Genomic DNA, 23,752 nt, shown 5'->3' on the forward strand with positions numbered 1-23,752 from the left:
TAATATGAGTAAATTACATTTTAATTGATACTTTGAATACATTATTAATGTTGTGTATTTCAGTCCTTATCTTATCATCCCCAAATTCCTTTTTAATGGAAATAATTTTAACGCGTTATCTATAGATAAAATAATACCTACCCACTAAAAAATATTAACGCTTGTTGACAATATAATGTGATTTATTGTTATTTTTCTAATTAGAGATATTAAAATGAAGCGCATTCCTGAGCCTTTTCGTATTAAAATGGTAGAAAATATCCGCATGACAACACGTGCAGAACGTGAAATTGCGCTGGAAGCTGCGGGGTATAATCCGTTTATGCTGCCTTCTGATATGGTGTATATCGACCTATTGACTGACTCTGGCACTGGCTCCATGAGTAATCAGCAGTGGGCTGGTATGATGATGGGAGATGAGGCTTATGCCGGATCGCGTAGTTATTATCGTTTGGTGGATAAAGTTAAAGAATTAATTGGATACGCGCATACGGTTCCTACTCATCAGGGCCGTGGTGCTGAGCAGATTTTATTTCCTGCCTTGATCGAAAGGAAAAAATTAAAAGGCGGAGCGCAAGACCCGGTATTTATTTCTAACTTTCATTTTGATACTACGATGGCGCATGTGGAATTAAATCATGCGAAGGCTATCAATGTTGTTACAGATAAGGCTTTTGATACCGGCAGTTATTATGACTGGAAGGGTGATTTTGATATTGATTTACTTCAACACACAATCAAAGAACAGGGTGAAAATAATGTAGTCGCCATTATAGTCACGATAACTTGCAATAGCACGGGCGGTCAGCCGGTTTCTCTTGCTAATATGAAAGCTGTGTATGAAATAGCGAAACAGTATGATATTCCGGTGGTCATTGATTCAGCCCGTTTTTGTGAAAATGCCTGGTTTATTAAGCAGCGGGAACAAGGTTACGCAGATAAGTCAATTAAAGAGATCGTCAGGGAGATGTATCAATATGGCGATATGTTGACGATGTCGGCAAAAAAAGATCCCATGGTGAATATCGGTGGCCTTTGCTCTGTTCGTGATAATGAAGATCTATTTAATGAGGTAAAAATCCGCTGTATTCCGAATGAAGGGTTCGTGACTTATGGTGGGCTTGCCGGGCGTGATATGGAAGCACTGGCGATTGGGCTTGAAGAAGGTATGGATGAGAATTTTTTGTCTTATCGCATTCATCAGGTGACTTATTTAGGTGAACAGCTAAGAAAGGCGGGTATTCCTATTCAATATCCGGTTGGTGGGCATGCTGTCTTTGTGGATGCAAAACTATTTTTACCGCATATTCCAAGCGATCAATTTCCGGCTCAGGCATTAAATAACGCGCTATATCTGGAAGCGGGTATCAGAAGTGTAGAAATTGGTTCTTTACTGCTTGGGCGCGACCCAGATACCGGTAAACAAAAAGAATCACCGATGGAATTGATGAGGCTAGCTATCCCTCGCCGTGTTTATACCAATGATCATATGGATTATGTCGTTGAAGCCTTTATTGAATTAAAACAGCATGCTGCTGATATTTGTGGATTAACATTTAATTATGAGCCGCCAGTGTTGCGCCACTTTATGGCTAAATTAAAGCCGATTTCTGATAATTAAGTCATATACTGGGCCGCAATACACTCTCAAGTTGCTTATGCTGCAACTTGAGAAGGACTTTAGTAATTACATGAAGTTACTGATATATTTTCTGAAAAATCAATAATATTAAAACCAGAACTTTTTGTTGTTTTAACGGTATTTGTACCTAATAACCACTGGAATGAAACTGCGGGTGCAACACTGATTGTTATATCATTCTGATGCCAGATACGCGAAGTATGAGCATGACCACAGCCGATAAATTTCACCTTATGTTTTTTACATAATGTTAATAGATCTGCGGCATTTTCCAGCATACAACTGTCCACAATGGGTGTACCAACCGGTATGATGTGGTGATGCATAAATACCGCAGTATTAAATTTCTTGTTTAAAATGATTCTTTTTTCTAATTCAGCAAGGTTATTTTGTGTAATAAAGCCATAATCCTCACCTTTAACGACAGTATCAACATAAGTAATGAACCAATTTTTATCATTATACTCACCGGAAGTGATATTATATTTTGGTTTTATCTCTGTAATTACGGTATCAATATTATTTTTCAGGTCATGATTTCCGGCTATTGTAATATAGGGAGTCTGACATGAATCCATTCTTTTGAAGAAATATCGGTAAGCATCGATATCACCATCATTTGTTATATCACCGGAAACAATGATTAAATCTATTTCAGTAATTCCCTTTATGCGGCATATTTCCTCACAAATAGTATCAAAATTGTCATACAGGTTTACATTAAATAATTGATGTTCTCTGCTCTGTGTCAGGTGGATATCGGTTATCTGAATGACTTTCATTTTTTATTACCTCCCAAAAATAGACGGATTATATGACATTATTTAATCGTCTACATCAGCAGATTCTGATTTGTTATTCTTATAGCGACCTCATAATTTACAATTGGTAATTTAACTCGTGTTATATTAAATATCCCGATGGTTAATTAGGCTATATTAATGGCTGGATTTAAAAGTCACGATAAAGATATTGGAGATGAAAATTTAATTAACCTGAAATGGATGAATTGATATTTTTTTATTAAAGCTTAAATTTTTTTTGAAATGTGTGAAGCGGAAATATCGATTTTAGTCGATTTTTTTATTGTTCGTCTCTTGCATTATGTTGTCTCGTTGATATCATCTTATAAGATTTAGTGTGTTATAAATTTACCTTATGATTGTATATATTATAATGCAGGAGGTAAAAATAAGAAACAGAGTAGACTTTCAGTTACATACTAAAAATGTATCATGTGAATAAAGTATATTTTCTATTTTATTAGCGTGTAATTATATAGAACTTAATATTCAGGGTTTAATTTTTATTCTTTGTTTTGCCCACCAGGGAACTAATGTAAAAATAATTATTTTAAACAATAAATTTTGAAGTTGTTGTTACGAAATTTGATTTTGTGTTTATTATTTTTACTCATGTTTTAAAAGTTACTTTTCTGGAACCACCTCTTATAGAGGTGGTTCATTCTTTTTACTGTCTTATTGATTATTCATTAGAGCCTGAAGTAATGCTTTGCCCGTATCCTGAATATTGGGTTGCATCATCATCGAGTCATGATCTCCTTTAATCGGGATAATAGTCAGCTGCTCACTGGGTAAAATATTGTCCCATTTTAGGGTCATATTTCCTCCTGCGGCAACTTCATCCATTGCTCTGAACAGCGTGACGTTAGCATGTATCATTGCTGGAATGTAACGATTAGCTGCCATAGAGATGTTATGGCGCATTTGCACAAGATCACTGACATTTTCACGTGTGACATTCGGTGGTAACAAATTGAGCTTCTCAGCTAACACTAACATCGCGTCGAAATCACGATTATCGGCTAACTTGTAGAATTCATCGCTAATGTCTTCTGGGATATCGTCCGGGAGTAGTTCGAGCAGTGTCAAACTTTTCTCAAACATCATTCCGGATTGTTGCTCTTCCGATGAGTAGAAATCTACATAATCAGAGGCGCTGTCCAGTAACCCGATAAAGTTTACTGTTTCACCATCGGCAATTAACTGGCGGGACATTTCATAAGCAATCGTTCCGCCTGATGACCATCCAGCCAGATGGTAAGGGCCGTGTGCCTGTACCTGACGAATGCATTTAATATATTCCTGAGCCATGTTGTCGATGGTAAGCTGTATGCCTTCCTCTGCGTAGGTATCGCTGGCAATAACACCATAAATTGATAATTCGTCATTATCTATATAGGGCTCAAGATTGTAGGCATAGTGAATATCACCACTGACTGCGTGAATGAGGAACAGTGAGGTATTACCATTCCCCTGACGGATAGTCACTATATTTTGCTGTTGTGGCAGTGGCGCGTCTGACTGAATATATGCTGCCAGTTCACTGATTGTCGAGTAAACCAGCAGATCGCGGATACTGATATCCTTAGCTAAAGCCTGATTCAGACGGGTAGCAACCTGTAGGGTTAATAGGGAATGACCACCAAGCTCAAGGAAGTGATCATGGCGTCCTATTTGTTCCAGCCGGAGTACGTCCTGCCATATCGCTGCAATGAGCTCTTCTGTTTCACCGATAGGGGCTTCATAGTTGCGGCTGATAACGGAAGATTTATCCGGTGCCGGTAATGCCCGACGATCCAGTTTGCCATTAGGTGTCAGCGGGAATGTATCCAGAATCACAAAAGCACTGGGGATCATATAGCTGGCTAAGTTTACGTGCAAAGAGTGACGCAGGTTTTCCAGATCGAGAGTTGTACCCGGTTGTGGCACCAGATAGGCCACCAGACGTTTATCGCCCGGAGTATCTTCCCGCACGATAACAATCGCATCTTTGATACCGGGGTAAGCGAAGAGTCTGGCTTCAATTTCTCCCAGTTCAATGCGGAACCCGCGGATCTTAACCTGAAAATCATTGCGTCCGAGGTACTCAATCGTACCGTCCGGCAACCAGCATCCCAAATCACCTGTTTTATACATACGTGCATCAGTTTGATGGCTGAATGGATCAGGGATAAAGCGTTCTGCTGTCAGCTCAGGCTGATTGAGATACCCTCGCGCAACGCTTGCACCGCCGATATGAATTTCGCCGGAAACACCGAGAGGAGCAGGCTGTCCCTGTCTATCGAGAATATATAGGCGGGTATTGGTTAATGGATAACCAATAGGCAGAGTTGGTTCGGTATATCGGGAATGACCATCCACTTTTAATACGGTTGCGATGACGGTGGTTTCAGTTGGGCCATAGGAGTTAATCCAGCGGCAATGTTGCGTTTCAGCCAGTGATTTCCAGAGTGTCAGATGGTGAAGCTCGGCTTTTTCGCCCCCAACGATAACCAGACGCAGCGAAGGACTGAAATCACATCGTCCTGCGACCAGTTCTTGTACCCACTGATGCCAGAACGCGGTGGGGAGATCGGTGACGGTAATTTTCTGCTCCCGCAGGAAACGACCGAAGTTATTATCTGGTACGCGGAGATCGGCAGGTCGCAGGATCAGGGTTGCGCCGGTTGCCAGTGTTGCAAAAATATCCGATACGGTGGTGTCGAAAGCCACAGAAGTAAATTGCAGCACACGGTCAGAGGGGGTTAATTCGTTAGTCTGACACTGGACGTGAACGAAGTTAACCACATTACGATGCTCTATCATCACGCCTTTGGGCTGCCCGGTGGAGCCGGAGGTATAGATGATATAGGCCAGATGATGTGGTGCCAGCCCCGACTGTGGATGTTCAGGATTGTGGGTAGGTTGCTGTGCCACATTGATCCGATGCGCTTCACTATCCATTAACCAGACTGGGACTTCTGTTGCCAGCCGGTTCTGTAAATGTTTTTGAGTCAGTAATAGCTTCGGTTTACAGTCAGACAGAATGTAAGCCAGTCTTTCAGTCGGATAATCAGTATCCAGCGGAACATAGCCTGCACCGGCTTTCAGAATGCCGAACAGGCCGATAATCATATCCGGGCTGCGCTCAACGCAAATTGCTACCCGATCATCCGGTTGTACACCCGCGGCAATCAGAGCATGTGCCAGTTGGTTGGCCTGCTGGTTCAGTTCAGCGTAGCTGAGCTGCTCATCACCACTCACCAGCGCAATGGAATCTGGTGTGCAAGAAACCTGCTGTTCGAATAGCTGGTGGAGCAGAATATCCTGCGGATAAGCGATTTCAGCGCCGTTAAAATCCACCAGTAACTGTGTCTTTTCCGCTGGTGGCAGGACGGAGATTGTCTGAATATTTTGCGCAGTCGCGTTTTGTAATAATGAAGTAACCAGACCTTTTAGTGCGGTTGCCACATAGGCATTAATGCGGCTCGGGTCAATCTGTTGGCTGCATTGGATGGTGAGTTCAAATTGATCATCATAGGCATCAACATCCAGTGATAAAGGATAATTGCTGCGGGAATCTTTAGTGTTAAACGTTTCAATGCCTTCCCAGATTGATGCGAGTTCCTGCTCATCTTCCTCCGTTTCATCTGAACCATGACGGAAATTAAGCAGGCTGTTAAACAGTGGCAGAGAAGCGGGAATACCGCTGCAACGCTGAGCAATAACCAGAGGTGTCTGTTCATGTACCAGTAATGTGCTGAGTTGCCGGTAAGTTTCCTGAACTGTTTGCTGAACATTGCGCCCTTGCAGAATAACCCGAATGGGTAATGTATTGATAAACATTCCCATTATTTTTTCTGTTTCTTTACCGCCTTGTAACCGCCCCATTAAAACGGTACCGAAGACGACATCGTCACGGCCACTACACTGAGCCAGCACCTGTGCCCAGGCAACATGAAACAGAACTGCGGTACTGACCCCCTGTTGGCGGGCACATTGCTGAACCATCCGGGAAAAATCACTATCCAGCGTCAGAACATTTTCCACAACTTTATCGCCACTGTCCTTAGCATCAAGTAGGCCGAATGGCAGGGTCGGCTCTTCTACGTCTCCCAGTAGCTGACGGAAATAGGACTGGTGTTGTTCAAGGGGAATATTTTTAGTCTGGGCAATGAAATTACGATAAGGCAACGCTGTTGGCAGTTGTTCATGCTGACCCTGTAACATGGCATTGACTTCATCAAATACCAGTTTCAGCGATAAATTATCGCAAACCAGATGGTGGTGAAGTAAGGATAAGTACCATTTATCACTATTGGGTTCTCTGGCAATGCTGGCAGATAATAACGGCGCTTTGTTGATATTCATACGGACGATATCAGGGTCGGTATAGCTCTGAATTTGTTGTTCCGCATTGATTTCGGGCGACAGTTCCAGCTCTGTGACAGGCATGGGGGCATGGCGATGAACGACCTGTACCGGCTCCGGCAGATTTTCCCAATAGACGGCAGTGCGCAGAATATCGTGGCGTTCAATGACTTGTTGCACTGTTTGCAGGAATGTATCCAGACGTGAACGACTGTCGAAAGTCATCAGCAGGTTATCCAGATACGTATCACCGGTTGTTTCCAGCAAATGATGGAACAGAATACCTTGCTGTAATGGCCCGAGTGGATAGATGTCCTGAATGTTACTGACACCACCTGTCACCTGTGAGGCTATCTGGTCGATATTCGCCTGAGACAGCGTTACCAGTGGCAGCATATCCGGTGTGATCGCCTGACAGTTATCAGGGATCAGGTTTGGTGGCACAGGCGTGTTGTTTGTGTCAGATTCGGTTTGCTGAGTTAAATTGGTCGCCATAGCTGCCAGTGTCGGGGATGCGAATACCGCACTGACATCAATGGCAAGGCTATGTTGACGGAGTTTCTCAATCAGGCTGACGACCAGTAGTGAGTGTCCGCCCAGCTCGAAGAAGTTGTCATGGCGTCCGACTTGTTCCAGCCCCAACAGCTCCTGCCAGATACTTGCCAGTTGTTGTTCTGCTTCTCCTTCCGGTGCCTGATATTCCCGGCTGATGATGGCGGTATGGTCAGGTGCCGGCAATGCTTTGCGATCGACTTTCCCGTTGGGTGTTAGTGGGAAAGCATCCAGAACGACGTAAGCACCGGGCAGCATATACTCCATCAATTGCGTGCTTAGTTGTTCACGTAACTGGAGGATATCCAGTATTGTCTCCGGCTGCGGTATCAGGTAAGCGACCAGACGTTTATTGCCGCTTTCATCTTCATGGGCAGTCACCACAACATCTTTGACTCCATCACACTGAGCCAGTTGTGCTTCAATTTCGCCCAGTTCAATACGGAACCCACGTATTTTGACCTGAAAATCATTGCGTTCCAGATATTCAATCGTACCGTCTGGTAGCCAGCGCCCGAGATCACCGGTTTTATACATGCGGGCATTGGCTTGTTGGCTGAACGGATCGGCAATAAACCGCTCATCAGTGAGGTCAGGGCGATTCAGATAACCTCTGGCGACACCTGCACCACCGATATGAATTTCACCCGCAACGCCGATAGGAACCGGCTGCCCCTGCGTATCAAGGATATAAATTTGCGTATTGGTGAGCGGGCTACCGATAGGAACGGTATTGGTGAGGCCGGATTCCTGGTTGTCTGGTTTCCATACCGTCGCAATAACGGTGGTTTCCGTCGGGCCATAGGAGTTGATCCAGCGACAGGACTGAGTTTGAGGTAAAGTTTGCCATGTATTGAAATGACGTAATTCCGCTTTTTCTCCGCCGACAATCACCAGCCGTAAAGAAGGACTGAAACCACAGCGACCGGCGGCCATCTCCTGAACCCATAAATGCCAGAAAGCGGTGGGCAGATCGGAAACGGTAATTGCCTGTTCCTGTAAGAACCGGCTGAAGTTTTTATCGGGTATGCGCAGCGAGGCCGATCTCAGTACTAATGTTGCTCCGGCGGCCAGTGTGGCAAAAATATCGGATACGGTGGTATCAAAGGCAACAGAGGTAAATTGTAACACCCGATCAGAAGGTATCAGTTCATTTGTTTCACGCTGGACATAAACAAAATTCACGACCTGACGGTGTTCAATCATCACTCCCTTCGGCTGACCTGTTGAGCCGGAAGTGTAGATAATATAAGCCAGATGATGCGGTTTCAGCCCCAGTTGATGCGGTTCAGGGTTGTCGGTAGGTTGTTGTGCCACATTATCCAGATAGTGATCGTTGTCCATTATCCAGACGGGAACTTCAGTACTCAGGCGGCTTTGTAAGTGTTCCTGAGTCAGTAACAGCTTCGGCTTACAGTCTGACAGAATATAGGCCAGCCGTTCAGTCGGGTATTCCGGGTCTAACGGCACATAACCGGCTCCGGCTTTCAGAATGCCAAACAGCCCGATGATCATATCTGCGCCCCGTTCGACACAAATTGCTACCCGATCATCCGGTTGTACTCCGGCAGCAATCAGGGCATGGGCAAGCTGGTTCGCCTGCTGGTTCAGTTCATGATAGGTGAGTTGTTGTTCTCCGCTGACCAATGCCGGGCTGGTGGGGGAATGGGCGACCTGTTGCTCGAACAGTTGCTGGAGTAACATTTCCTGCGGATAGGAGGCTGTTCTGGCATTAAAGCCGGCCAATAACTGATTACGTTCATTCGGTGTCAGTAACGGTAAATCAGCCACACGCTGAGTATCATCAGCCACCATAACCGTTAACAGTGTTTGCAGATAGCCCGCCATCCGGTCCATCGTTGCCTGATCAAACAAATCGCTGGCATATTCCAGTTCGCCGATTAAGCCTTCATCCGTGTCATGCAGAGACAGGGAGAGATCAAAGTGGGAGCTGTTTTCGGATAAATCCAGTTCGCTGATCGTTAATCCCGGTAATTCGAACTGCTGTTGTCCGGGAGTATTATCCAGAGACATCATAACCTGAAAAACCGGGCTATAACTCAGGCTGCGCGGTGGTTTTAACGCTTCAACTAATTGTTCAAACGGGAGATCCTGATTTTCAAAAGCCGTGACAGTATGAGCTTTTACATGTGCCAGCAATTCGCTGACGGTCGGATTATCCTGTAACTGAACCCGCAGTGCTAATGTATTGACAAAAAAGCCGATTAACGGCTCCAGATCGCGATACCTACGATTAGCGACTGGCGTGCCGATGACTAAATCATGTTGCCCGCTGAGACGGGAAAGCAGTATTGACCAGCCGGTCAGCAGCGTCATAAATAACGTAATGCCATGACGTTGCGCAAAGGCTTTTAATTTTCCGGTTAAATCCGGTGACAGGGTAACCAGTGCTTCCCCACCGGCATAAGTTTGCCGTGCCGGACGGGGTCGGTCAGTAGGGAGTGTCAGAAGTGTCGGCGCATCCTGTAGCGTATTACGCCAATAATCCAGCTGCTTTTCCAGTGCCTTGCCCTGTAATTCCTTCCGTTGCCAGAGCGTATAATCTGCGTACTGAATTTTTAATGGCGGTAATGGATCAGGCTGTTCGTGGCAGAAGCTCAGGTAAAGCGTGGAAAACTCCTGCATCATGACGTTAACTGACCAGCCATCAGAAATAATATGGTGCTGGGTGAGTAGCAAAATATTTTCATCTTCTGCCAGTCTGAATAACTGGCCCCTAATCAGGGGGCCGTTTTCGAAATCAAAAGGATGACTGGCTTCAAATGAGATGGCGTTCTGGATAGCAGTTTGTTGCTCATCTTCGGTTAACAGACTTAGATCCTGCATATTTAAAGAGAAACCGAAATCTTTCCCATGAACAATTTGCCGTGCCGTGCCTTCTCCTCCGTCTTCTGCCAGCCCAATGGTGGTGCGCAGGATTTCATGGCGGACGACAATTCTGTCCAGCGCGGCCTGTAAGGCCGCGGTGTTCAGTTGGCCCTTAAGATGAAGGGCTGCAGGAATGTGGTATGCCGTCAGGGCAGCCGGATCTAACTGAGCGAGGAACCACAGGCGCTGTTGCGCCCAGGATAGCGGGATCTCCTGCTGCGGATCACGGGCAGATATCGGTGCTTTTTCGGTTGTCAGGCTACTTTGCATACGCTCTTTCAGTTTCTTCTGGAGTACAGCCTGCCTTAATTGATTCAGTGTCTGTTCATTTTTGCTCATAGTTTATTTCCCTCTAGTTGTTCTCCATTTAACATGGCAAGCAACTCATCTTCAGATAGGTTCTCCAGCTCTTTTTGCATATCTTCAATATCCTGATCGAAAAAGGTTTCCACTTGTTTTGATAAGATAAGCTCAGCAAGTTTGGCTAATGCCGAATGACGGAAAATATCCGTAATTGAAATTTCCAGATGGAACTCTTCTTGTAGTCTTGCCGATAATTGCATGATTGATAATGAGTTTCCTCCCAGCTCAAAGAAATCATCATGACGACCGACTTGCTCCAGCCCCAGTAAGGTTTGCCAGATAGCAGCCAGCTGCTGTTCTGTTTCCCCCTCTGGTGCTTCATACGCCCGCGTAGCGGTTGCAGAGCGGTCAGGAACCGGCAGGGATTTGCGATCCAGCTTGCCGTTCGGATTCAGCGGGAAGGCTTCCATTACGACAAAGGCGCTGGGGATCATATAATCCAGCAGATGAGTGCTGAGCTGTTCACGTAACTCAGCGATATCCAGCTGCGCATCAGGCTGTGGAACTAAATAAGCCACCAGACGTTTATCACCGGTTTCGTCTTCACGCACCATGGCAATAGCATCTTTGACCCCTTCACAGGCTGCCAGCTGAGTTTCTATTTCTCCCAGCTCAATGCGGAACCCGCGGATCTTGACCTGAAAATCATTCCGTCCGAGGTATTCAATTGTTCCATCCGGTAACCAGCGACCCAAATCCCCGGTTTTGTACATTCTGGCATTCGGTTGTTCACTGAACGTATCCGGAATAAAACGCTCATCAGTCAGTTCAGGCTGGTTCAGATAACCCCGCGCTACACCGGCACCAGCAATGTGAATTTCACCGGAAACACCGATAGGTACAGGTTTTCCGCGCGTATCAAGTATGTAGATACGGCTGTTGGCGAGAGGATAACCAATTGGTAGTGTTTCTGCGCTATAGGCAGGATGACTGTCCACTTTCAGAACGGTGGCAATCACCGTCGTCTCAGTCGGGCCGTAAGAGTTAATCCAGCGGCATGAACGGGTTTCCGGTAGTGTCTGCCAGGTCATCAGGTGACGCAGTTCCGCTTTTTCTCCGCCGACAATCACCAGACGCAGAGAAGGGCTGAAGCCACAACGTCCTGCGGCCATTTCCTGTACCCATAAGTGCCAGAAAGCGGTAGGCAAGTCAGTCACTGTGATTTGCTGTTGTTGCAGGAATTGAGCAAAAGCGCTGTCGGGAACACGCAGTTCTGACGGGCGCATAATTAAGGTTGCACCTGCGGCCAGTGTGGCAAAAATATCTGATACAGTGGTATCGAACGCTACCGAAGTGAACTGAAGTACACGGTCAGACGGCGTCAGTTCATTGGTCTGACGTTGAACATGAACAAAATTAACCACGTTGTGATGCTCAATCATCACCCCTTTCGGCTGCCCGGTGGAACCGGAGGTATAGATGATATAAGCCAGATGATGCGCTGCCAGTCCCAGTTGTTGCGGATCAGGGTTATGGATTGGCTGCCGGGCTATACACTCGATATGGCTGTTATCATCCAGCATCCATACAGGCGTATCAGTCGATAAGCGGCTATGTAAGTGCTGCTGCGTCAGTAATAACTTCGGTGCACAATCTGACAAAATATAGTTCAGTCGTTCGGTAGGGTAATCAGTATCCAGCGGTACATATCCCGCACCGGATTTTAAAATACCGTATAAACCTATCACCATATCCAGACCACGTTCGACACAAATAGCCACCCGATCATCCGGTTTGACGCCGGCAGCAATCAGGGCATGGGCCAGCTGGTTGGCTTTCTGATTCAGTTCACTATAGGTGAGTTTAGACTCTCCATTATTTGCAGCGTGGATCAGCGCTACGGCGTCCGGCGTGAGGGCTGCCTGCTGTTCAAACAGTTGCTGGAGTAACATATCCTGTGGGCAGTCAACTTTGTCGCTGTTGAAGTCTTCCAGTAGCTGAGTGAGTTCTGCTGGTGGCAGGATATTGAGGGAGTGGATATCCTGTTCCGGCATTTCCTGTAAGGCCATCACCAACGCTTTCAGTGCGGTATCCATATAAGCGTTAATGCGGGCCGGATTAATCTGGCGGTTGCATTGCGCAGTCAGGGCAAAGCTGTTACCAAAATCATCGACATCCAATGACAGTGGGTAATTACTGCGCTCCTCACTACCGGAGGTCTGAATACCTTGCCATACGGCTGAATCAGCCTGTTGATCGTTATGCTGACTATGACGGAAATTAAGCAGGCTGCTGAAAAGGGGCTGAGGCGCCTGAATACCACTGCAACGCTGGGCGATTGCTAACGGCGTCTGTTCATGCTCAAGCAATGTGCTGAGCTGCTGATAAGTTTCCTGTACCACCTGTTGTGCAGTACGTTCCTGCAACATTATGCGCACGGGCAGGGTATTGATGAACATACCAAGAACCTGAGAAGTATCTGCACCTTTTAGTGATCGGCCTAATAGCACGGTGCCGAAAACAACATCTTCCCGTCCGCTGCATTGTGCAAGAACCTGTGCCCATGCGACATGGAACAGAACGGCAGCACTGACACCCTGCTGGCGGGCACAGTCGCGTATTTGGCGCGATAACTTATCATCCAGCTCCAGACCGGCTTCCTCTATCTTATGGTGCTCGTCATGGTTCCCCTGCACATCAAGTAAGTTAAACGGCAGAGTCGGTTCATCCACATCGCCCAGAAGCTGGTGGAAATAGTCCTGATGTTTCTCAACCGGAACGGCCCGGATCTGAGCGATAAAGTTACGGTAAGGCAGAGAAGGCGGCAGAGGCTCATTTTGCCCGAGCTGTAATATCTGCACTTCATTGAAGATCATTTCCAGTGACAGATGGTCACAAACCAGATGATGGTAAAGCAATGCCAGATGCCAGTTTTCGGTATGCGGATCTTTGGCAATGCTGGCGGATAGTAATGGAGCATTGGTGATATCCATGCGTATCTGGCGCGGATCGGTCGCATCACGTAATTGCTGTGCTGTATCCGTACCGGCGCATAGCTCCAGTTCGGTAACGGGCAGAGGAGCATGACGATAAACCACCTGTACCGGCTCCGGCAGATTGTCCCACTGAAATGCGCTGCGCAGAATATCGTGACGATTAATAACCTGTTGCAGTGCCAGCAGGAATGTATCCAGACGTGTCCGGCTGTCGAAAGTCATCAGCAGATTATCCAGATAAATATCGCCTTTAGTTTCCAGCAAGTGGTGGAACAAAATACCTTCCTGTAACGGCCCTAATGGATAGATATCCTGAATATTCGAAACACCATCGGGAACGTTGGCAACAATCTGGTCAATATTATTCTGGGTCAGCGTGATCAGCGGCAGCATGTCCGGTGTGATGGAATGGCTGTCATCAGTAATCAGATTAGGCGGAACCGTGAAAGTGACATTGTCACTGATTGTTGTATCCGTTATGCGTGATGCCATTGCCATCAGTGTCGGAGAAGAAAAGACCGTACTGACTTCTAGTGTAAGGTCACGCTGGCGAAGTTCTTCAATCAAATTGACAACCAGCAGGGAGTGCCCGCCCAGCTCAAAGAAATTATCATGACGGCCAACCTGATCCAGACCAAGCAGTGTCTGCCAGATAGCTGCCAGCTGTTGTTCTGCTTCCCCCTGAGGAGCCTGATATTCACGGCTGATAAGGGCTGAACTATCCGGCGCAGGCAGGGCTTTGCGATCCAGTTTGCCATTCGGGTTCACGGGGAAGGCATCAAGAATGACGTAAGCTCCGGGCAACATATACTCCATCAGGCGGCTGCTCAGTTGTTCACGCAGTTGAATAATATCCAGTGTTATTCCTGGTTGTGGGATCACATAGGCGACCAGACGTTTATTCCCGTTTTCCTCTTCACGTGCTACCACAACCGCATCTTTGACTCCCTCACACTGAGCCAATTGTGCCTCAATTTCTCCCAGTTCAATGCGGAATCCGCGGATCTTGACCTGAAAATCATTGCGCTCCAGATATTCAATCGTGCCATCCGGCAGCCAGCGGCCAAGATCACCGGTTTTATACATACGGGCATCGGCTTGCGGACTGAACGGATCGGCAATAAAGCGCTCCGCGGTCAGATCTGGGCGATTGAGGTAGCCACGGGCGACGCTTAAGCCTCCGATATGAATCTCGCCGGCCACGCCGATAGGAACAGGCTGCCCCTGAGTATCGAGAATATAGAGTCGGGTATTGGTCAGCGGGTAACCAATCGGCACGTTCTGGTTCAGGCAGAGTGCCCGGTTTTCCGGTTTCCATACGGTGGCAATCACGGTGGTTTCGGTCGGGCCGTAAGAGTTTATCCAGCGGCAGGCCTGTGTTTCAGGCAAAGACTGCCAGGTATTGAAGTGGCGTAATTCGGCTTTTTCTCCGCCGACAATCACCAGCCGTAAAGAAGGGCTGAAACCGCAGCGACCAGCCGCCATTTCCTGTACCCATAAATGCCAGAATGCGGTGGGTAAATCGGACACGGTGATGGCCTGATCCCGCAGGAACTGACCGAATGTCTTGTCGGGAATACGCAGATGTGCCGGGCGCAGTACCAGCGTTGCACCGGTCGCCAGTGTGGCAAAAATATCAGATACCGTCGTATCAAAGGATACAGACGTAAATTGCAGCACCCGATCCGTTGGAGTCAGTTCATTTATTTCACGTTGGACATGAACAAAATTGACGACCTGACGATGTTCAATCATCACCCCTTTCGGCTGTCCGGTGGAGCCGGAAGTGTAAATAATATAAGCCAGATGGTGTGGTAACAGGCCCAGTGAGTGAGCGTCAGGATTATGAGCCGGCTGCTGTGCCGCGGTGTTCAGATAATCGGTTTCGTCCATCATCCAAACAGGGATATTGGTCGTCAGGCGATCGGCTAAATGTTGCTGGGTCAGCAATAACTGCGGGGCACAATCGGACAAAATATAAGCCAGCCGCTCAGTGGGATAGTCCGGATCTAACGGCACGTAACCGGCGCCGGCTTTCAGGATGCCGAACAGGCCGATAATCATATCCGGGCTGCGGTCAACGCAAATCGCCACTCGATCATCCGGTTTGACGCCGGCGGCAATCAGAGCATGGGCCAGCTGGTTGGCTCGCCGGTTCAGTTCGGTGTAACTGAGCTGTTGCCCGTCACTGACCAGCGCAACAGACTCCGGTGAGCGTAACACTTGTTGTTCGAAAAGTTGTTGCAGTAACAGATCCTGCGGATAAGCAACTTCTGTGGTGCTGAATTCGGTCAGGAGCTGTGTACGTTGCTGTGGCGTAAGCAGGGCTAAATCCGCGACTTGTTGTGTTTCATCCGCTACCATTGCCGCCAGCAGGGTTTGCAGGTGTTCCGCCATCCGTTCAATGGTAGCGTGCTCAAACAGATCGCTGGCATATTCCAGTTCCCCCACTAACCCGTTTTCGCTTTCACTGAAGGACAGTGACACATCAAACTGAGTTGTTTTTTTGGTTAAGAGCAGCTCGTTGATGGTCAGGTCTGGTAAATTGAATTCTGATGAACCGGAAGTATTATCCAGCGCCATCATGACCTGAAAGACCGGGCTATGACTCAGGCTGCGCGGCGGTTGTAATGCTTCCACCAACTGTTCAAAAGGTAAATCCTGATGAGCATAGGCGGCCAGCGCATGGGCTTTGACCTGCGCTAACAGGGTACCGACCGTTGGGTTGTCTTCCAGTCTGACCCGTAACGCCAGCGTATTAACGAAGAAGCCAATCAGCGGCTCCAGTTCATGGTATTGGCGGTTGGCGACAGGGGTACCGATTACGATATCCTGCTGACCGCTCAGTCGGGACAGTAAAATCGCCCAGCCTGCCAGCAGGGTCATAAACAGGGTAGTACCGTGCCGCTGGCTCAGGGTGAGTAAGCCTGCCTTTAATTCATGCGGCAGAGTGAAAATAACCTGATCTCCGCGGTAGCTCTGCTCCAGAGGACGGGGGTGATCTGTTGGCAGTTCCAGTAATACCGGCGCATCCTGTAAGGTCTGACACCAGTAATTCACCTGTTGTGCTAATTTGTCGCCCTGTAACCATTGCCGTTGCCACACAGCATAATCCGCATACTGAATGGGCAGACGGGGGAGCGGATCAGGCTGTTGCTGACAGAAGGCGTGATAAAGCGCCGAAAACTCTTTGATCAGCACATTCAGTGACCAGCCGTCAGAAACAATATGGTGCTGAGTCACCAGCAGAATATGGTGTTCATCGCTGATTTTCAGCAATTGGGCACGCACTAACGGCCCCTGTGTAAAGTCAAAAGGCTGGTCAGCTTCGGCCTGCTCTGCCGCTTTAAGGGCGATTTGCTGCTCAGCCGGGGATAACGGGCTGAGATCCTGCGATATCAGGGAAAAGCCCCTGCTGGGGTTGCCAATAATCTGACGGGTTTCTCCGTCAATAACGGCAATCGTGGTACGCAGAATTTCATGCCGGGCCACAATCCTGTCCAGCGCGGCCTGTAACGCGGCCTGATTTAGCTGGCCCCGCAATTCTAGTCCGCCGTCAATGTGGTAGGCTGCCTGCGCAGCGCTGTCCAACTGGGCGAGGAACCATAAACGCTGTTGGGCCCAGGAAAGGGGCAAAGGTTTCTGGCGGTCTGCGGGCAGAATAACCGACTGAGTGGATTGAATAGCATTCCCCAGAGACTGGGCTAAATCTGCCAGTGTGGGGTGGTTGAAGAGATCCTGCAAGGTCACTTCAATGTTCAGTTTTTCCCGTAAACGGGCTGCGACCTGTACGGTTAACAAGGAGTGCCCGCCCAGCTCAAAGAAGTGGTCATGGCGTCCGATATGTTCTACTCCCAATAAACTCTGCCAAATATCGGCCAGTGTCTGCTCCATTTCTCCCTGTGGTTCAGCATATTCACGCTGGACAATGGCTGAACTGTCCGGCGCAGGCAGGGCTTTGCGATCCAGTTTGCCATTCGGGTTGACGGGGAAGGCCTCCAGAATGACATAAGCGCCGGGTAGCATATATTCCACCAAACGGCTGCTTAACTGTTCGCGTAACTGAAGTAAATCAAGCGTAACTTCCGGCTGTGGCACCAGATAAGCTACCAGACGTTTATTGCCGTTTTCCTCTTCACGCGCGACTACCACTGCATCCTTGACTCCGTCACACTGAGCCAGCCGGGCTTCGATTTCCCCCAGTTCAATGCGGAATCCCCGGATCTTGACCTGAAAATCATTGCGCTCCAGATATTCAATTGTACCGTCCGGCAGCCAGCGGCCAAGGTCACCGGTTTTGTACATACGGGCATTCGGTTGAGGACTGAACGGATCGGTAATAAAACGCTCTGCGGTCAAATCAGGGCGATTGAGGTAGCCACGGGCGACACTTAATCCTCCGATATGAATCTCGCCGGCTACGCCGATAGGAACAGGCTGCCCCTGAGTATCGAGAATATAGAGGCGGGTATTGGTCAGCGGGTAGCCAATAGGCACGGCGTTGGTGAGGCAGAATTCATGGTTATCCGATTTCCACATTGTGGCATTAACGGTGGTTTCGGTCGGACCATAGGAGTTTATCCAGCGGCAAGCCTGTGTTTCAGGCAAAGACTGCCAGGTATTGAAATGACGTAATTCGGCTTTTTCTCCGCCGACCAGCACCAGCCGTAAAGAAGGGCTGAAACCGCAGCGACCGGCCGCCATTTCCTGTACCCATAAATGCCAGAATGCAGTCGGCAAATCGGAAACAGTAATAGCCTGATCCCGCAGGAACTGACCGAATGCCTTGTCAGGAATACGCAGATGAGCGGGACGCAGTACCAGCGTTGCGCCGGTCGCCAGCGTAGCGAAAATATCGGCGACTGTCGTATCAAAGCAAACGGAAGTAAATTGCAGTACCCGATCTGCCGGGGTCAGCTCATTGGCTGCACACTGGACATGGACAAAATTCACGACCTGACGGTGTTCAATCATCACTCCTTTCGGCTGTCCGGTGGAGCCGGAAGTGTAAATAATATAAGCCAGATGGTGTGGTAACAGACCCAGCGAGTGAGCGTCAGGATTATGAGCCGGCTGCTGTGCCGAAGTGTTCTGGTAACTTATATCGTCCATCACCCAAACAGGGATATCGGTTGTCAGACGATTTGTCAGATGTTGCTGAGTCAGCAATAACTGCGGAGCACAATCAGACAGAATATACGCCAGCCGTTCTGTCGGGTAGTCCGGATCTAACGGTACGTAACCGGCGCCGGCTTTCAGAATACCGAACAGGCCAATGATCATATCCGGGCTGCGGTCAACGCAAATGGCGACCCTGTCATCCGGTTTGACACCAGCGGCAATCAGGGCATGGGCCAGCTGGTTGGCTCGCCGGTTCAGTTCCGTGTAACTAAGTTGCTGCCCGTCACTGACCAGTGCAACGGACTCCGGTGAGCGTAACACCTGTTGTTCGAAAAGTTGTTGCAGTAACAGATCCTGCGGGTAAGCGACTTCTGTGGTGCTGAATTCAGTCAGGAGCTGTGTGCGTTGCTGTGGCGTAAGCAGAGCTAAATCCGCAATTTGTTGTGTTTCATCCGCCACCATAGCCGCCAGCAGGGTTTGCAGGTGTTCCGCCATCCGTTCGATGGTAGCGTGTTCAAACAGATCGCTGGCATATTCCAGTTCCCCCACTAACTCGTTTTCGCTTTCACTGAAGGACAGGGACACATCAAACTGAGTTGTTTTTCTGTCTAAGGGCAGGTGGTTGATAGTCAGGTCTGGCAAATCGAATCCTGATGAACCGGAAGTATTATCCAGCCCCATCATCACCTGAAAGACCGGGCTATGACTCAGGCTACGCGGCGGTTGTAACGCTTCCACCAATTGTTCAAAAGGTAAATCCTGATGGGCATAGGCGGCCAGCGCATGAGCTTTAACCTGCGCTAACAGCGTGCTGACCGTCGGGTTGTCTTCCAGTCTGACCCGTAACGCCAGCGTATTAACAAAGAAGCCAATCAGCGGCTCCAGTTCACGGTATTGGCGGTTGGCAACGGGGGTACCGATTACGATATCCTGCTGACCACTCAGTCGGGACAATAAAATCGCCCAGCCTGCCAGCAGGGTCATAAACAGGGTAGTACCGTGTCGCTGGCTCAGGGCGAGTAAGCCGGCATTTAACTCACTTGGCAGGGTGAAAACGACCAGATCTCCGCGGTAGCTCTGCTCCAGAGGGCGGGGATGATCTGTTGGCAGTTCCAGTAATACCGGCGCATCCTGTAGAGTCTGACACCAGTAATTCACCTGCTGTGCTAATTTGTCGCCCTGTAACCATTGCTGTTGCCACACGGCATAATCCGCATACTGAATGGGCAGGCGGGGAAGCGGATCGGGCAGTTGCTGGCAGAAAGCCTGATAAAGCGTCGAAAACTCTTTGATCAGCACATTCAGTGACCAGCCGTCAGAAACAATATGGTGCTGAGTCACCAGCAGAATATGGTATTCATCACTGATTTTCAGCAGTTGGGCGCGGACTAACGGCCCTTGTGTAAAGTCAAAACGCTGGTCAGCTTCGGCTTGCTCTGCCGCTTTCAGGGCGATTTGCTGCTCCGCCGGGGATAACGGACTGAGATCCTGCGATATCAGGGAAAATCCGCTGTCAGGGTTGCCAATAATCTGACGGGTTTCTCCGTCAATAACGGTAATCGTGGTACGCAGAATTTCATGTCGGGCCACAATCCTGTCCAGCGCGGCCTGTAACGCGGCCTGATTTAGCTGGCCCCGCAATTCTAGCCCGCCGGCAATGTGGTAGGCTGCCTGCGCAGCGCTGTCCAGTTGCGCGAGGAACCATAAACGCTGCTGGGCCCAGGAAAGAGGTAAAGGTTGCTGGCGATCCGCGGGCAGAATAACCGACTGAGTGGATTGGGTGGCATTCCCCAGAGACTGGGCTAAATCCGCCAGTGTGGGGTAGGTGAAGAGATCCTGCAAGGTGACTTCAATGTTCAGTTTTTCGCGTAAACGGGCTGCAACCTGCACGGTTAATAACGAATGCCCTCCCAGCTCAAAGAAATTATCATGACGACCAACCTGCTCCAGACCAAGTAGTGTCTGCCAGATATCAGCCAGTGTTTGCTCCATTTCTCCCTGCGGTTCAGCATATTCACGCTGGACGATAGCAGAACTGTCCGGCGCAGGCAGGGCTTTGCGATCCAGTTTACCATTCGGGTTGACGGGGAAGGCCTCCAGAATGACATAAGCGCCGGGCAGCATATACTCCATCAGGCGGCTGCTTAACTGTTCGCGCAACTGAAGCAAATCAAGCGTAACTCCCGGCTGTGGCACCAGATAAGCGACCAGACGTTTATTACCATTTTCCTCTTCGCGAGCCACCACAACCGCATCCTTGACTCCGTCACACTGGGCCAGCCGGGTTTCAATTTCCCCCAGTTCAATGCGGAATCCGCGGATCTTGACCTGAAAATCATTGCGCTCCAGATATTCAATCGCACCGTCCGGCAACCAGCGGCCGAGGTCACCGGTTTTATACATACGGGCATTCGATTGCGTACTGAACGGATCAGTAATAAAGCGCTCCGCGGTCAGGTCTGGGCGGTTGAGGTAGCCACGGGCAACGCTTAATCCTCCGATATGAATCTCGCCGGCCACGCCGATAGGAACAGGTTGTCCCTGAGTATCGAGAATATAGAGGCGGGTATTGGTCAGCGGGTAACCAATCGGCACGTTCTGGTTCAGGCAGAGTGCCCGATTTTCCGGTTTCCATACGGTGGCGATTACGGTGGTTTCGGTCGGGCCGTAAGAGTTTATCCAGCGGCAGGCCTGTGTTTCAGGCAAAGATTGCCAGGTATTGAAATGGCGTAATTCGGCTTTTTCTCCGCCAACAATCACCAGCCGTAAAGAAGGGCTGAAACCGCAGCGACCGGCCGCCATTTCCTGTACCCATAAGTGCCAGAATGCGGTGGGTAAATCGGACACGGTGATGGCCTGATCCCGCAGGAACTGACCGAATGCCTTGTCAGGAATACGCAGATGAGCGGGACGCAGTACCAGCGTTGCGCCGGTCGCCAGTGTGGCGAAAATATCAGATACTGTTGTATCAAAGGATACCGATGTGAATTGCAGCACCCGATCCGTTGGAGTCAGTTCATTTATTTCACGTTGAACATGAACAAAATTGACGACCTGACGGTGTTCAATCATCACCCCTTTCGGCTGTCCGGTGGAGCCAGAAGTGTAAATAATATAAGCCAGATGGTGTGGTAACAGGTTCAGCGAGTGAGCGTCAGGATTATGAGTCGGCTGCTGTGCCATTGTGTTCAGGTAATCGGTTTCGTCCATCACCCAAACAGGAATATCGGTCGTCAGACGATCGGCTAAGTGTTGCTGGGTCAGCAATAATTGCGGGGCACAATCAGACAGAATATAAGTCAGTCGTTCTGTCGGGTAGTCCGGATCTAACGGCACGTAACCGGCGCCGGCTTTCAGAATACCGAACAGGCCAATGATCATATCCGGGCTGCGGTCAACGCAAATCGCCACTCGATCATCCGGTTTGACACCAGCGGCAATCAGGGCATGGGCCAGTTGGTTGGCTCGCCGGTTCAGTTCGGTGTAACTGAGCTGCTGCCCGTCACTGACCAGCGCGACGGACTCCGGTGAGCGTGATACCTGTTGTTCGAAGAGTTGTTGCAGTAACAGATCCTGCGGATAGGCGACTTCTGTGGTGCTGAATTCGGTCAGGAGCTGTGTGCGTTGCTGTGGTGTGAGCAGCGCTAAATCGGCGACTTGTTGTGTCTCATCCGCCACCATAGCCGCCAGCAGGGTTTGCAGATGGTCCACCATCCGTTCAATGGTAGCGTGTTCAAACAGATCCCGGGCATATTCTAAATCACCGACTAATCCGTTTTCTGTATCATAGAGTGTGAGAGTCAAATCAAAGTAAGCACTTTCTCTGACCAGAGGAAGTTCGCTCAATTTTAATCCTGCTAACTCAAACTGCTTTTGTTCTGATTGGTTATCAAGAGTCAGCATGACCTGAAAAATAGGACTGTGGCTCAAACTGCGGGTAGGTCGCAGCGCTTCAACAAGTTGTTCGAAGGGTAAATCCTGATGTGCATAAGCGCCCAGTGCGCGCTTTTTCACCTGTGTCAGCAACTCACTGACACTTAGGTTATCACTTAACTGAATACGCAATGCCAGCGTATTGGCAAAGAAACCGATTAATGATTCCAGCTCAGGTTGCTGGCGATTGACAATGGGTGTTCCTATGACCAGATCGTCCTGCCCGCTGAAACGGGAAAGTAATACCGCCCAGCCTGCCATCAGGGTCATAAATAGAGTCGTTCCATGACGCTGGCTGAGATTTTTCAAACCGGCACTCAGTTCAGCAGGAAATGCCAGCTCAACACGATTACCTTTATAACTCTGTTGTATCGGACGGGGTTTGTCAGTGGGTAATTCGAGTAATTCAGGCGCATCCTGTAACTGCTCCCGCCAGTAATTTAACTGTGTTTCGAGCCGTTCGCCCTGTAACCATTGCTGCTGCCAGAGTACGTAATCAGCATACTGGAGAGATAATTCAGGCAATGGATCCGGTTGTTCCTGACTAAAAGCCTGATAAAGCGTGGAAAGTTCCTGAATTAATAATCTGACAGACCAGCCATCCGAGATGATGTGATGTTGTGTTAATAACAGAACATATTCATCTTCAGCCAAATGCAATAAATGACCTCTGAGTAATGGCCCACAGATAAAATCGAAAGGTCTGACAGCTTCGTCATGAGCACGCTTTTCGACGGCTGCCTGTTGTTCTGGCTCTGGTAAATGGCGGATATCCTCAGACGTCAAAGCAAACCCACTGTCGGGATGCCCGATAACCTGCCGGGCGGTTCCGTTAGTGGAGATAAACGTTGTCCGCAGGATCTCGTGACGGGCGACAATCCTGTCCAGCGCAGCCTGTAGTGCGCTCTGATTAAGCTGACCCTGTAGATGTAATCCCACAGGCATGTGATATGCCGTTTGAGCAGATGAATCTAACTGGGTCAGAAACCAGAGTCGTTGCTGTGTCCAGGACAAGGGAATATCACCCTTGCGAGGCTGAGGGAGGATCTCAGTTTTTTGCGTGTATTGACGGGAGAGCTTGGCGGCTTTGGCTAACTCAAGTAGCCTTTTCCGTTCAGCTAATGGTAAAGAAATTAATTCATTATTATTCATTGTTAAGTACC

4 protein-coding genes are annotated in these 23,752 nt (G+C 48.8%); 1 reads left to right on the top strand and 3 read right to left on the bottom strand.

Annotated features, from left to right (window positions below; translation table 11 throughout):
- Positions 1-214 precede the first annotated feature (214 nt).
- Complete coding sequence (gene tnaA / locus AACX68_RS19050) at positions 215-1,621, top strand: tryptophanase (protein WP_228858210.1); 1,407 nt, start codon at positions 215-217, stop codon at positions 1,619-1,621.
- 59 nt (positions 1,622-1,680) lie between these two features.
- Here tnaA and AACX68_RS19055 read toward each other — a convergent pair whose 3' ends face one another.
- From AACX68_RS19055 to AACX68_RS19065, 3 genes are all read right to left on the bottom strand, one after another.
- Positions 1,681-2,424: a metallophosphoesterase family protein gene (locus AACX68_RS19055; RefSeq protein WP_228858211.1), complete on the bottom strand. Its 744-nt coding sequence runs from the start codon at positions 2,422-2,424 to the stop codon at positions 1,681-1,683.
- 696 nt (positions 2,425-3,120) lie between these two features.
- Entirely contained in the window at positions 3,121-10,575 is a 7,455-nt protein-coding gene (locus AACX68_RS19060; RefSeq protein ID WP_228858212.1) for an amino acid adenylation domain-containing protein, read from the bottom strand.
- Positions 10,572-23,741: a non-ribosomal peptide synthetase gene (locus AACX68_RS19065; RefSeq protein WP_228858213.1), complete on the bottom strand. Its 13,170-nt coding sequence runs from the start codon at positions 23,739-23,741 to the stop codon at positions 10,572-10,574. The genes AACX68_RS19060 and AACX68_RS19065 overlap by 4 nt, the downstream gene beginning before the upstream one ends.
- Positions 23,742-23,752: the final 11 nt, after the last annotated feature.

Source organism: Xenorhabdus sp. PB61.4 (genome assembly GCF_963894935.1).
In the GTDB taxonomy this organism is placed as follows: Bacteria; Pseudomonadota; Gammaproteobacteria; order Enterobacterales; family Enterobacteriaceae; genus Xenorhabdus; species Xenorhabdus stockiae.

Coding starts and splice junctions, on each gene's coding strand:
- tnaA (WP_228858210.1), top strand. CDS start 215: ATGAAGCGCATTCCTGAGCCTTTTCGTATTAAAATGGTAGAAAATATC.
- AACX68_RS19055 (WP_228858211.1), bottom strand. CDS start 2,424: ATGAAAGTCATTCAGATAACCGATATCCACCTGACACAGAGCAGAGAA.
- AACX68_RS19060 (WP_228858212.1), bottom strand. CDS start 10,575: ATGAGCAAAAATGAACAGACACTGAATCAATTAAGGCAGGCTGTACTC.
- AACX68_RS19065 (WP_228858213.1), bottom strand. CDS start 23,741: ATGAATAATAATGAATTAATTTCTTTACCATTAGCTGAACGGAAAAGG.